We start from the raw sequence: 12,842 nt of genomic DNA, 5'->3' as shown, positions 1-12,842 counted from the left end.
TCCCCCGGTGCCCCTCGCGCGGGGGCCCTCGTGTCGTCGCGCCTGTCGGCGCGTTGCCGGGCAGCCTATAGAGATCGGGGACCGGCCGCAAAGCCAAGACGCCTGCAAAGCCAGGATGCCCGCAAAGCCAAGACGCCCGCGTGGCCGAGACGCCCGCGAAACCAGGACGGCCGGAAGAGGAGACGCCATGCCGACCCGCATCATCGCCAAGACCCCGCCCCGCCTCGACGCCGACCTGATCGCGCGCTTTGCCTCCGTGCCGGTGGCGGTGGTGGTCGATCTCCTGGAAGGCCGTACCCAGGTCGATCCGGCGATCCGGCCACTCAGGCGCATCGCCGGGGGCCCGACGCTCTTGGGCAGCGCCGTGACGGCGGTCTGCGATCCGAAGGATTACGGCGCCGTGCACCACGCCATCGCGGTGGCGCAGGCCGGCGACGTGGTGGTGATCGATGCCGGGGGCAGGAGCGACGTCGCGATGATCGGCGACCTGCTGTCGACGGCGGCGCGCCGCAAGGGGATCGTCGGCCTCGTCGCCGACGGGGCGGTGCGCGACACCGGCATCCTCGGCGGCTGGGGCGATTTCGCGGTGTTCACCCGCCACGTCACCGCCCGCGGCCCGGCCTCGAAGGACGGCGGCACCGTCGACGCCCCGGCGACGATCGGCGGCGCCAAAATCCACCCCCGCGACCTGATCCTCGGCGACGACGACGGCGTCGTGGTGATCCCGCGGGACGCCGCCGAGGGCCTGATCGCGAAGGCCGAGGAGCGGGCGCAGGCCGAGATCGGCTGGGAGAAGCGCCTCTCGGCCGGCGAGACCACGCTCGCGGTGTTCGGGGTACCGGACGCGGTGGGGGGCTAACTTCCCCTCGCCTCCTCGACCGTGACCCGGGGCACCGCGAAGCGGTCCCCGGTGCGGACGTAGAGGTCGCCGTAGAGCCGGCCCACCGGCAGGAAGGCGTTCTCGCGCAGGTGGCGCCCGTCCGGGGTGAAGAGGTCGTCCCGGGCGTGCAGCGACACGACCTGCCCGAGCACGATGCGGCGCTCGGGGGAGAGGTCGATCACCGTGTGGGTGCGGCAGCCGAGGCTCGCCGGTGCCTCGGCGATGCGGTGAGGCCGCACGCCGGTGCAGGGGAGTAGCGTCAGCCCCGCAGCCGGGATCTCGCTCTCGCCGGGCGGGAACTCGGCGGCGCAGACCGTCATCGCCGGCACCATCCCCTCGTCGACGAGGTTGACCACGAACTCGCCGGTCTCGGCGATGGCGCGGGGCGTGTCCTTGAGCGTGCCGTCGGAGCGCAGGTTGAAGCTCAAGGCGACGACCGGCGGCTCCTCGGCGAGCACCTGGAAGAAGCTGATCGGCGCCGCGTTGTCGGTGCCGGCCGCGGAGCGGGTGGTGACGAGGGCGATCGGCCGGGGCGTCACCAGGGCGGTGAGCAGGCGGTAGCGATCGCGGGGGGCGAGGTCGTCGAAGCGGAGGTCCATGCCCTCATCCTACGTCCGGCAACGCGCTCTTCGGCAGCAGCATGTGCACGCCCTTGTTGCCGTCCACCGTCTGGGTGACGCGCAGGTTCCCGGCCAGGGAGCACAGCATGTAGGCCTGGTTGCGGGTGAGGCGGGTGCGGGCACAGACGTGGCGGATCATCTCGCGGACCGCCTGGCGCATCGCCTCGTCCAGGCTCTCGTGCAGGCCGATCGACATCAGGTCGGTCGGCGTCTCGGCGAAGGGCCAGTCGAAGGACAGGTCCTTGCGGACCGTCAGCCGGAAGGTGCCGGTGAGCCCGGTCTCCAGCGCCGTGACGCAGACCTCGCCGTCGCCCTGCACGCCGTGGCCGTCGCCGGCATAGAAGCCCGCCCCGTCGGCGAGGACCGGCAGGTAGAGGGTTGTGCCGGCCTTCAGCTCCTTGTTGTCCATGTTGCCGCCGAAGCGGCGCGGCACCGGCGAGGTCACCCGGCCCCAGGCCGGCGGCGGCGCGGTGGCGAGGATGCCGAAGAACGGATCGAGCGGCAGTTCGGTGCCCCAGGGCAGAACCGCGACGCCGCGCGCGACGTCGATATCCGGATGGATGGTCTCGTAGTCGGTGAACTCGTCCGGCAGGGTGCCGAGCAGCGGCAGGATCGCGACGAAGCCCCAGTCCATCCGGAACTGCAGGTCGAGGATGTCGACCTGGAGCACGTCGCCCGGTACCGCGCCGCGGACATGGACCGGCCCGGTGACGAAGTGGGGCCCGAGGCCCGGCGAGAGCGCGTCGAGCGCCGCGAGGTAGTCGGCCGGGTGCCGGGCGGGATCGGGATGGAGCGAGGCCCGGCCGCCGGCCGGGTGCGAGTGCAGCGTGACCGTATCGCCGGATTCCACCGTCAGCACCGGCGGCAGGGCGGCATCGAAGTAGCCCAGCACCATCGTGTCGGGCGTGGCGGGGATCTCGTGGTGCGTCGGCATGGGATCCTCCCGGGAGCGTTAGCCCTTTATCGCCTGCAAGAGCCGAGCCGCGAGAGAAGACAGCGGCGTGCCGCCGGCGCATGATGCCGACAAAATCGGGGGAGGCGCGCGATGGCGCAGATCTGGATCGAGGCGGCGCTCAACGGGCCGTGGGGGCGCGAGCGCCAGCCCGGCATCCCGATCACGGTCGAGGAGGTGGTGGCCGACGGGCTCGCCGCGGCCGCGGAAGGGGCGGCGATCGTCCACGTCCACGCCTACGATCCGCGGACCGAGCGCCAGAACGACGCCTGGGAGACCTATGCCCGCATCATCGAGGGCATCCGGGCGAAGGCCGACGTGATCGTCTATCCGACGATCCCGCTCGCCGGCTCGGACTACGCCGCGAGCGCGGCGAGCCGCTACGCCCATACCGAGGAGCTGGCCCGGCGCGGGCTGATCGAGTGGGCGGTGTGCGATCCCGGCTCCACCACCTTCCTGCGCCACGACGAGGCCGCGGAGCCGGAGAGCGGCTTCATCTACCAGAACCCGATGCCCGACATCCGCGAGGGCCTGCGCATCGCCCGCACCCACCGGATCCGGCCGGGCTACGCCATCTACGAGCCGGGCTTCACCCGCCTGGGTGCGGCGCTCGCCGCCCTGGAGCCGCGCCCGCCCGTGCCGGTCTACCGCTTCATGTTCTCGGACGAGTTCGCATGGGGCTTCCCGCCCCGGCCGGCCTATCTCGATGCGCATCTGGCGCTGCTCGCCGAATGCGCACCGGGCGCGCCCTGGATGGTGGCGGGTCTCGGCGTCGACATCCTGCCCCTGGTGCCGGCGGCGGTGGCGCGGGGCGGCCACGTCCGGGTCGGGCTCGAGGACGCCCCCTGGGGAAGCCCGCAGGGCAACCGGGCCTGGGTCGCGGCGGCACGCCGGGCGATCGAGGCGGCCGGCGGGACGGTGGTGGGGGCGGAGGCGGTGCGGCGGGATCTGGCGGCACGGGACCGGGCGGGCTGACGCTCCGCTCTCACGCCGCCCGCAGCGTCTCGATCTGCGCCAGCGCCGCCGCCCGCGCCGCCTCGATCCGGCGCTGGAGGTCCGGCAGGTCGGCGCCCGACAGGCAGGCCCCCTCGATCTCGCGGCAGAGGTCGGACAGGCCGGTGAAGCCGAGGAGGCCGGCGGCCGAGATCATTGCGTGGGCGTCCCGGGCGAGGCCGGCGCGGTCGCCGGAGCGGGCGCGGAAGCGCTGCTCGAGCTCCGTCGCCAGCATCGCGAGCAGGCCGTCGATCCGCTCCGGCCCCATCAGCGAGCGGGCGGCGGCGAAAGCCTCGAAATCGACCAGCGCCGGGAGCGGGGCGGGCCCGCCGCCATCGGCGCGGTGGCGGGCGATCGCCGCTGCGAGCTCGGCGCGCTTGAACGGCTTGCCGACATGGCCGTCCATGCCGGCGGCCCGGAAGGTCTCGAGCTGGACCGGCAGCACGTTGGCGGTCATCGCGACGATGGGCACGGTGCCGACGGGGTCCGGCAGGCCGCGGATCACCTTCGTGGCGGTGATCCCGTCCATGCCGGGCATCTGCACGTCCATCAGCACGAGGTCGTAGGGACGGGCCCGCACCGCCACGATCGCCGCGGCCCCGTCCCCGGCGACGTCGACGCTGTGGCCGTCCGCCTCCAGCACCGCCCGGGCGAGGTCCTGGTTGATCGGCACGTCCTCGACGAGGAGCAGGCGGGCCGGGCGCACCGGCTCGGGCCGGCCTTCCGCGGCCTCGGCGGCCGGGGCCGGGCAGGCCGGCAGCGGCACCCGGAACCAGAAGGTCGAGCCCGCCCCCGGCCGGCTCTCGACGCCGATCGCCCCGCCCATCAGCTCGACGAGGCCCTTGCAGATCGCGAGGCCGAGCCCGCTGCCGCCGTATTGCCGCCGGATCGAGCCGTCGACCTGGCTGAAGCGCTGAAAGAGGCGGCCGTGCTGTTCGGGGGCGATGCCGATGCCGGTATCGCTGACGCAGAAGCGCAACGCCCCCTCCTCCGCCTCGACCCGCACCGCGACCCGGCCGGCGGGGGTGAACTTGACGGCGTTGTTGAGGAGGTTGAGCAGGATCTGGCGCAGGCGGTCGGGATCGCCCCGGACCCAGTCCGGCACCGAGGCATCGAGCGCGACGTCGAGGGCGAGGCCCTTGGGCTCGGACAGCCCGCGCACGATCGAGGCGGCATTGTCCACGAGCGCCGCGGGGGCGAAGGGCACCTCGGACAAGGCGATGCCGCCGGCCTCGATGCGCGAGAAGTCGAGGATGTCGTCGACGACGGTGAGCAGCGCCCCGCCCGCCGCGGCGATCCGGTCGACGTAGCGCCGGTGCCGGCCCGGCAGGGTGCGGTCGGCCAGCAGCAGGTCGGCATAGCCGATGACGCCGTTCAGCGGCGTGCGGATCTCGTGGGACATCGAGGCCAGGAAGTCGGTCTTGGCCTGGCTCGCCCGCTCGGCGGTGATCCGCGCCTCTTCGAGGGCGCGGGCGTGGCGCTGGCGCTCGCCGACGTCGCGGAAGGTCGCGATGATGGCGGGCTCGCCCGGCGCCGCCCCCGGGATGCGCCGGAACGCCCCCTCGACCCAGATCCACGCTCCCGTCCGGTGACGGGCGCGGCAGACCACGCTGACCTGCGGCTCGCCGGCGGCGAGGCGGCGGGCCTGGGTCACCAGGAGGGCGAGGTCGTCGCGGTGGACGCAGTCGCGCAGGCGCATCGCGACGACCTCCTCGGGCGTGTAGCCGAGGAGGCGCCGCACCGCCGGCGAGACGTAGCTGCGCCGCCCGTCGTCGTGGGCGAGCACGATCAGCTCGCTGGTGTTTTCGGCGAGCAGCCGGTAGCGCGCCTCCCCGGCCGAGAGCATGCCGGCGGCGCGGCGCGCCTCCTGCTCGAGGTCGCGGTGGCGCAGCATCGCCCGGGTCAGCCCGAAGCCGAGGCCGACCAGCACGGTGCTGATGCCGAGGACCACGGCCGCGTCCTGCTGCACGCCCTCGCGCCAGGCCGCCAGCGTTTCGTCCTTCGCGACGCCGGTGGTGACGAGGAGCGGGGCACCGGCGACGCGCTGGAAGCTGCCGTAGCGCGGCACGCCGTCGACCGGCGAGGCGCTGCCGTCGAAGGTGCCGTTGGCCGCCCCGGCCGCCGCCCGCATCAGGGCACCACCGGCGACGCTCAGGCCGACCTTGTCGGGGGCATAAGGATGGCGCACCAGGATCACGCCGTCGCTGCGCACGAGCCCGATGGCGCCGTTGGGCCCGAGATCGAGCCGGCCGTAGAGCCGCTGCAGCTCGACGAGCGAGAGGTCCGCCACCGCGACGAGCGGCGTCTCGCCCGGGCGCGGCATCACCAAGCGGGCGACGCTGACGAACCAGGAATCGGCCGGTCCGGTCCGGGTCGGCCAGCCGATCGCGAGTTCGGACTGGCCCATCGCCAGGGCGGACTGCACGAGGTCGGCGTCGGACGGCCGGCCGGCGATGCCGACGCCGCCCTGGCCGTACAAGACGCCCGCCGTCGTGCCGTCGAGCACCCGCACGCCCATCACCGCCGGGACGTGGGCCATCAGGCCGGAGAGCAGCTGGCGGGTATAGCTCGGATTCGCCCCGAAGGTGTGCGCGTCGACCCGCGCCGCGGCGGCGCTGAGCAGCATGTCGACGGAGGAGACGAGGCGGTTCGCCTCCTGGCCGAGCGCCTGCACCACCGCCTCGGCGGTGCTGCGGGCGTCGCGGATCGTGCGCTCGTAGTCGCGGGTGTCGGTCCAGACCGTGACCGTGGCGAGCCCGAGGCAGGTCGTCAGCACGCCCGCCCAGACGCCGCCGATCAGACTGCGGTAGGACCGCTTCAGGTTCATCGCTCGCGCCCCCCGCTCCGTCCGGCACCCCGACGGGCATCCCGGGCGGGCCGCAAGCCTGAAGGGGTACGGGGCGGGCGGGCCCGCCGCAAGGCCTTCTTGTCAGAACACGGCCGACACCTTTGCAGGGGTGGCGCGGGCGGGCCCCTCCCCGGCCGCGGGTGCGCCCGGGGAGGGGATGGGGGTCAGGGTGCCTCGAAGCGGATCGGCTGGGCGCCCTTGAGCAGGGTCATGCGGCCGAGGTCGTAGACGTGCTCGATGCCGGTGGTGATGGTGAGGAAGTGGTTGCCGGCGAGTTGGCCGACCTTGCTGGCGAAATGCACGCCGCCATAGGCGAGCAGGATCTCGGTCTCGCTGATGCCGCCCGGGTAGAGGATCATCTGGCCCGGCGCCGGGTAGCTGGTGTGGTTCTCGTAGCCGACGCCGAAATCGAGGTCGCCGAGGGGCATCCAGACGCCCTCCCCGCTCCAGCGGACGTGGATGACCTCGCTCACGAACGGCAGGGCCTTCAGGAAGGCGGCGCAGGTCTGGGGCGCCTTCTCGAGCTCCAGCCGGCCGACGAGGTCGAAGGGGCCGGCCTTGATCTTCAGTTCCTTCACGGGGACTCTCCTTGAGTGGCGGGTGGAACGGGGCCCGCTCCCCGAAGCGAGGGCCGGGTCAGAACGGGGTCAGGTCCGCGGGGATTCGGGCCGCAGACTTTCCGGCCGCAGGTGGCGCAGCACGTCGACGAGCAGGCGCGTCGCCACGTCGACGTCGGCCTCCCCGGCCGATTCGGCCGGGGAGTGGCTGAGCCCGCCGGCGCAGCGCACGAACACCATGCCGATGGGGCACAGCCCGGCGAGCGCGAGCCCGTCATGGCCGGCCCCGCTCGGCAGGCTCAGGGGCCGCAGGCCGAGGCGGGCGATACCCTCCGCCAGCGCGTCCCGGAAGGCCGGCGCGCAGGACGCGGCGGGCTCGTCGTAGCTCGACGCCGCCCCGACCGCGACGCCGCGGCGCTCGGCGATGCGCGCGAAGGCGGCGTGGAGCCGCGCCAGCGCCGCGTGGCGCACGGCATCGCTCGGGCTGCGCAGGTCGAGGCTGAAGCGGGTGAGCGCCGGGATGACGTTGACGGCGCCCCGCGGCACTTCGATCCGGCCGACCGTGGCGACGAGGTCGGGGGTCGCGGTCGCCTCGGCCTCGATCGCCAGCACCATCTCGGCGGCGGCCGCGAGCGCGTCGCGGCGCAGGGCCATCGGCACGGTGCCGGCGTGCCCCGCCCGGCCCTCGACCGTGACGACGAGGCGGCTCGCGCCCGAGATCGCCGTGACGACGCCGACCGGCAGGTCCTCCGCCTCCAGGACCGGCCCCTGCTCGATATGCACTTCGAGGTAGCCCAGCACCGAGGCCGGGTCGCGGGCGAGCCCGGGCAGCCCGTCGGGGTCGCCGCCGAAGTCGCGCAGGGCCTGCGCCAGGGTGATCCCGTCGCCGTCGCGGGCGTCGAGGAAGTCCGGCCGGACCAGGCCGGCGAGCGCCCGCGAGCCCGTGAGGGTCACGGGGAAGCGCACGCCCTCCTCGTCGCCGAAGGCCAGCACCTCGACCGCGAAGGGCAGGCGCTCGCCGGCCTCGTGCAGCGCCTGCACGGCGGCGATGCCCACCACCACCCCGAGATTGCCGTCGTAGCGGCCGGCATCGCGCACAGTGTCGATGTGCGAGCCGATGAGCAGCGTCGGGGCGCCGGGCGTGGCGGCCTCGTAGCGGCCGACCACCGTGGCGGCGGCGTCGAGCCGGACCTCCATGCCGGCCTCCTCCATCCAGGCCGCGACCTGCCGGGCCGCCCCCGCATGGGCGGGGGTGAGGTAGAGGCGGGTGAGCCCGTCGGGATCGGCGCTGAAGCGGGCGAGGTCGGCGAGGCGGGCCATCACGGCGGCGCCGAGGGGGGTCTCGGAGACGGCAGGCGGCCGGTCGTGCTGCATGGTCGTGGATTCCGATCGATGTCCCGGGGGTATGGCCGGACCGCGGGCCTGTCCAGCCTGCGACCCGGCGGGAGCCGCGGCGCCGATCCCTGCCCCCACCTGCGCTCGACGTCCAATATTCCGTTGCGTATGATCCAGTCGTCTCGCGTCTGGATCGGCCGACGGGCCGGCCGCCGGCGCGCCCTCCCATCCCCCCTGTCGGAGCGGACGCCGTGGAGCTGCGGCACCTGCGCTACTTCGTGGCGGTGGCGGAATCCCTGAGCTTCACCGCGGCGGCCGAGCGCCTCGGCGTGTCGCAGCCGCCGCTCAGCCAGCAGATCCGCGATCTGGAGGCGGAACTCGGCACGCCGCTTCTCTGGCGCACCAGCCGCAGCGTCGCCCTCACCCCCGCCGGCACCGCCTTCCTGGCCAGGGCGCGCGGCATCCTGGGCGCGGTCGAGGAGGCCTGCGCCGAGGCCCGCGCCGTCGGGGCCGGGCGCACCGGCACCCTCGACCTCGGACTGACCGGCTCGATCCTGGCCGGCCCCCTCGGAGGTCTGATCCGGGTGTTCGGCGAGCGTTACCCGGACGTGCTGGTGCGCCTGCACGAGATGCCGCCGGGCGAGCAGCCGGCGGCGCTCCACGCGCAGCGCATCGATCTCGGCTTCCTGCGCCGGCCGCCGGAGGATCCCGCCTTGCGGGTGGTGCAGGCCTGGCCGGAGGCGGTCGGCGTCGCCCTGCCGGCGGGGCATCGCCTCGCCGCTCAGGGCGCGATCGCGCTGGCCGATCTTCGCGACGAGCCCTTCGTGTCCCTGCGCCTGCGCGACTCGCGCTTCGCGACCGACCTGTGGGAGGCCTGCCGGAACGCGGGCTTCGTGCCGCGGCTGGTGCAGCAGGTGGTCGAATCGGCGTCGCTCGTGAACCTCGTGGCGGCTGGCCTCGGCGTCGCCCTGGTGCCGGAATCGGCCGGCGCCGTGCCGCGGCCCGACGTCGCCTACCGGCCGCTCCTCGGGCCCGCCCCCACCGCCGACGTCTGCGCGCTCTACCGGGCGCCGGCCGGCGCCGTGACGGAGAATTTTCTGGCCCTGATGCGCGATGCCCTCGACGGAACCGGCGGGGCCGGTCCGGTCGCCTCGTAGGGTTTCTGAAATCTTCATGGCGCGATAATCAGGCCCCCGCCCGGAGCCTCCCGCGGCGGCGAGGTGGGTGCAGGGGACCGAGGGTGTGCGCATGACCGAGAAGACCCGCGTCGCCGTCCTGTATGGCGGCCGATCCGGCGAGCACGAGGTCTCGCTGCGCTCGGCGGCCTCCGTGATCCGTCACCTCGACCGGGACCGGTTCGAGGTGATCCCGGTCAGCATCGACAAGGCCGGGCGCTGGCAGCGCCACGATCTGCGCCGGATCACACAGACCGGCGACGAATCCCTGGCGATCCCGCCGGAGAGCCCCGAGGTGCGCCTCGCGTCGGGGGCCGACGGGCGCGCCGCGGTGACGACGCTCGCCGGCACGCCGGAGCGCGCCGAGGTCGACGTGGTGTTTCCCGTGCTGCACGGGCCCCTCTGCGAGGACGGCACGCTCCAGGGCCTGCTCGAACTGACCGAGACGGCTTATGTCGGCTCGGGCGTGCTGGCCTCGGCGGTCGGCATGGACAAGGATATCACCAAGCGGCTCGCCGGCCTCGCCGGCATCCCGATCGCCCCCTACCGGGCCTTCACCCGCGGCGCCTACGAGCGCGGGGCGGTCTCCCTCGACGACATCGCGAGCACCCTGACGCTCCCGGTCTTCGTGAAGCCCTGCAACATGGGCTCCAGCGTCGGCATCCATAAGGTCAAGGCATGGAGCGACCTGCCGGCGGCGCTCGCCGACGCGTTCCGGTACGACGTCAAGGTGCTGGTCGAGCAGGGCATCGACGCCCGCGAGGTCGAGGTGGCGGTGCTCGACGGCGCGCCGCCCTTCGTCAGCGTCGCGAGCGAGCTGAACCCGCAATCCCACCACGACTTCTACTCCTACGCCGCCAAGTACCTCGACCCCGAGGGCGCCAGCGTCGACCTGCCGGCCAACATCTCGCCGGAGCAGATGGAACGGGTGCGCGCCCTGGCCCTGCGGGCCTTCGAGGCCCTCGAATGCAGCGGCATGGCCCGGATCGACTTCTTCCTCGACCGGCAGAGCGGCGCGTTCTACCTCAACGAGGTGAACACGCTGCCGGGCTTCACCTCGATCAGCATGTACCCGAAGATGATGGAAGCCTCCGGCGTCCCCTATCCGGACCTGCTGACCCGCCTGATCGACCTGGCGCTGGAGCGCCACCGGACGCGGCGCGGGCTGCAGCGGGAATTCGCCGACTAAGCAGGCTTGCATTGGCGGGCCACACGGTACACGACACTGGCCGGGAACCGTGCAGCCAGGCTTCATGACCCATTGCAAACCAACCCCTTTTCCGGACGACTGAAGCGAAGCGGAAGGAGATCCGGAATCCAGCACGAAAAGCCGCGAAGCGTCTCAGTGTCTGCGACGGTGCAACAGGTTGAGCCGCTTCGCGGCATGTCCTCTGCTGGATCCCGGATCTCCTTCCGCTGACGCTCCAGTCGTCCGGGAAAGGGGGTGGAACGCCCGTGTGTTGGCCTCCACTTTCTTCAATGTCGTGTACCGTGGGCAGGCCAACGCAAGTCCACTGAGGTTCTTGCTTTATCGCAGATTTTTGCCGCCGAACCGGTTTCCGCTTCGGCGAAATCTGCTTGGGGCGCCCGTTCGGGCGGGGCCGGGCCGGAGAGGCCCCCGCCTCGCCGGCTCCGGGGATATCCCAGCCTACTTGCACTCCTCGCGGGTGCGCTTCATCGCCTCGCCGAAGCCGTCGAGGGCGTATTCGTCGGTCGAGGCGTTGCCGCGCTGCGAGACCGCCTTAACCACGACCTTCTTGCCCCGGGCCATCTCGGCGACGACCTTGCTCTCGTCGGCCGGGTTCTGGACCCAGGCGTTGCTGCCCTTCACCACCAGCGCGTAGCGGGCCGAGCCGATCGTCAGGCTGGGGTCGGCGGCGCTCGGGCTCGGCACGGCGCCGTTGGCCGCCGCCGTGGTGGCCTGGGCGCTGCCGGGCTTGGGCGCGAAGCCGAGCATCACCGCGACCTCGTTGTTGACCTTCTCGCCCTTGCGCACGGTGACGAAGAGGTAGGCCGGATCGCGCTTGAGGCTCTTGGGCAGCCGCACCTGCGGCTGGCTGATCGCGTAGCAGAGGCGCGACTTGCCCTCGCCCGCGGCGAAGACGTTCCAGTCGCCGAAGGTGCCGATCGGGCTCGCCTGCAGGCTGGCGGGAGCGGCCTCGGCCTTGGGCTTCGGTTTGGCCGCGGCGGGTAGGACGAGGAGGGACAGGCCGGCGGCGGCCAGGAGGAATGCGCGAATCATGCGGGAACTCTAGTCGCGGGCGGTGCGCTTGCCCACCCGATTGCCGGAAAATGCGGCGAAATCAGTGGGCTACACCGCCGCTTCGCCGAATTGCTGCGGTGCAGGAATGACCCTGGCGCGCCGGTGGGGCAAGGTCCCGCCCGGAAACGCACGCGAGAAAGGCCGCGAAGGTCGCATGACTGCCCCATCCCCGTCGGACCTGCCCGAAACCATCCCGGTGCGCGAGGCGCACCGCTTCCCGACCGAGGCCCTGGAGGCCTTCCTGCGGGAGCAGGGGCTGGGCGCCCTGCACGAGTTGCGGCAGATGCGCGGCGGGCAGTCGAACCCGACCTTCCTGGTGATGGCCGAGGCGGGCGAATACGTGCTGCGCAAGCAGCCGCCGGGCAAGCTCCTGCCCTCGGCCCACGCGGTCGACCGGGAGTTCCGGGTGCTGCAGGCCCTGTCGCGTACCGACGTGCCGGTGCCGCAGGCGGTCGCCTTCTGCGCCGACCCCGCGGTGATCGGCACGCCGTTCTACCTGATGGAGCGGCTGCACGGCCGGGTGTTCTGGGACCCGATGCTGCCGGAACTGCCCCGCGAGGAGCGGGCCGGGATCTACGACGGGATGAACGAGGCGCTGGCGCGCCTCCATCTCGTCGACCCGGCGGCGATCGGGCTCGCCGATTTCGGCCGCGCCGGCAACTACTTCCAGCGCCAGGTCGAGCGCTGGTCGAAACAGTGGACCGCCTCGAAGACCCGCGAGAACGCCGCGATCGACCGCCTCGCCGAGTGGCTGCCGGCCCACATCCCGGCGGACAGCGACGAGACCCGGATCGTCCACGGCGATTTCCGCCTCGACAACATGATCTTCCACAAGACCGAGCCGCGAGTGATCGGCATCATCGACTGGGAGCTGGCGACCCTCGGCCACCCGCTCGCCGATCTCGGCTACAACTGCATCGCCTACAACACCGACCCGACCGCCTACCGGGGCATGCTCGGGCGCGACCTGCCGGCCCTCGGCATCCCGACCCAGGACGAGTACGTGCGCCGCTACTGCGAGCGGACCGGGCGCAAGGACGGCATCACCCCATTCCACGTCGCCTTCGCGCTGTTCCGCCTGGCGGTGATCCTGGAGGGCGTGCTCGCCCGCTCGAAGGCCGGCAACGCCTCGAGCGACGAGGCGAGCCAGAAGGGCGCCCTCGGCATCGCGCTCGCCGAGCGAGGCTGGGAACTGGCGCGCAGCCAGGCTTGAGGGAAG

At 73.0% G+C, this 12,842-nt stretch carries 11 protein-coding genes; 5 read left to right on the top strand and 6 right to left on the bottom strand.

Going from position 1 to position 12,842, the window contains the following annotated elements; translation table 11 throughout:
- The first annotated feature begins 187 nt into the window (after positions 1-187).
- Positions 188-859, top strand: coding sequence for an RraA family protein (locus tag miv_RS19785; protein WP_207178422.1), 672 nt, complete (start codon positions 188-190; stop codon positions 857-859).
- Here the strand turns inward: miv_RS19785 and miv_RS19780 are convergent.
- Both miv_RS19780 and miv_RS19775 read right to left on the bottom strand, forming a co-directional pair.
- Positions 856-1,479 (bottom strand): flavin reductase family protein, encoded by a 624-nt coding sequence (locus miv_RS19780; protein WP_207178420.1) that lies wholly within the window; start codon positions 1,477-1,479, stop codon positions 856-858. The genes miv_RS19785 and miv_RS19780 overlap by 4 nt on opposite strands.
- Before the next feature lie 4 nt (positions 1,480-1,483).
- The gene (locus miv_RS19775; protein WP_207178418.1) at positions 1,484-2,434 is read right to left on the bottom strand and encodes an acetamidase/formamidase family protein; all 951 of its coding nucleotides are present in this window, start codon (positions 2,432-2,434) and stop codon (positions 1,484-1,486) included.
- Positions 2,435-2,545: 111 nt separating this feature from the next.
- On the opposite strand from miv_RS19775, the gene miv_RS19770 reads away from it, so the two are divergent.
- Positions 2,546-3,427 (top strand): beta-keto acid cleavage family enzyme, encoded by an 882-nt coding sequence (locus tag miv_RS19770; RefSeq protein ID WP_207178416.1) that lies wholly within the window; start codon positions 2,546-2,548, stop codon positions 3,425-3,427.
- A 10-nt stretch (positions 3,428-3,437) separates the two neighbouring features.
- Here miv_RS19770 and miv_RS19765 read toward each other — a convergent pair whose 3' ends face one another.
- The 3 genes from miv_RS19765 to miv_RS19755 all read right to left on the bottom strand — a co-directional run bounded on the left by miv_RS19765 (position 3,438) and on the right by miv_RS19755 (position 8,224).
- Positions 3,438-6,272, bottom strand: coding sequence for an ATP-binding protein (locus miv_RS19765; protein WP_207178414.1), 2,835 nt, complete (start codon positions 6,270-6,272; stop codon positions 3,438-3,440).
- A gap of 185 nt (positions 6,273-6,457) precedes the next feature.
- Positions 6,458-6,871, bottom strand: coding sequence for a DUF3830 family protein (locus tag miv_RS19760; protein ID WP_165089608.1), 414 nt, complete (start codon positions 6,869-6,871; stop codon positions 6,458-6,460).
- A 69-nt stretch (positions 6,872-6,940) separates the two neighbouring features.
- Positions 6,941-8,224, bottom strand: a complete 1,284-nt coding sequence (locus tag miv_RS19755; RefSeq protein WP_207178412.1) for an allantoate amidohydrolase — start codon at positions 8,222-8,224, stop codon at positions 6,941-6,943.
- Between the two features lie 212 nt (positions 8,225-8,436).
- On the opposite strand from miv_RS19755, the gene miv_RS19750 reads away from it, so the two are divergent.
- Together miv_RS19750 and miv_RS19745 are read left to right on the top strand one after the other, a co-directional pair.
- Entirely contained in the window at positions 8,437-9,342 is a 906-nt protein-coding gene (locus miv_RS19750; protein ID WP_048430755.1) for a LysR family transcriptional regulator, read from the top strand.
- A 91-nt stretch (positions 9,343-9,433) separates the two neighbouring features.
- Positions 9,434-10,549, top strand: a complete 1,116-nt coding sequence (locus miv_RS19745) for a D-alanine--D-alanine ligase family protein (protein ID WP_207178410.1) — start codon at positions 9,434-9,436, stop codon at positions 10,547-10,549.
- A gap of 459 nt (positions 10,550-11,008) precedes the next feature.
- On the opposite strand, the gene miv_RS19740 is transcribed toward miv_RS19745, so the two are convergent.
- Complete coding sequence (locus miv_RS19740; RefSeq protein ID WP_207178408.1) at positions 11,009-11,602, bottom strand: invasion associated locus B family protein; 594 nt, start codon at positions 11,600-11,602, stop codon at positions 11,009-11,011.
- Positions 11,603-11,777: 175 nt separating this feature from the next.
- On the opposite strand from miv_RS19740, the gene miv_RS19735 reads away from it, so the two are divergent.
- On the top strand, positions 11,778-12,836 hold the full coding sequence (locus miv_RS19735; RefSeq protein ID WP_048430453.1) for a phosphotransferase: 1,059 nt from the start codon (positions 11,778-11,780) through the stop codon (positions 12,834-12,836).
- Positions 12,837-12,842: the final 6 nt, after the last annotated feature.

Source organism: Methylobacterium indicum (assembly GCF_017347565.1).
GTDB classification, from domain to species: domain Bacteria; phylum Pseudomonadota; class Alphaproteobacteria; order Rhizobiales; family Beijerinckiaceae; genus Methylobacterium; species Methylobacterium indicum.
This window is presented reverse-complemented; position numbering and strand designations above follow the sequence as displayed.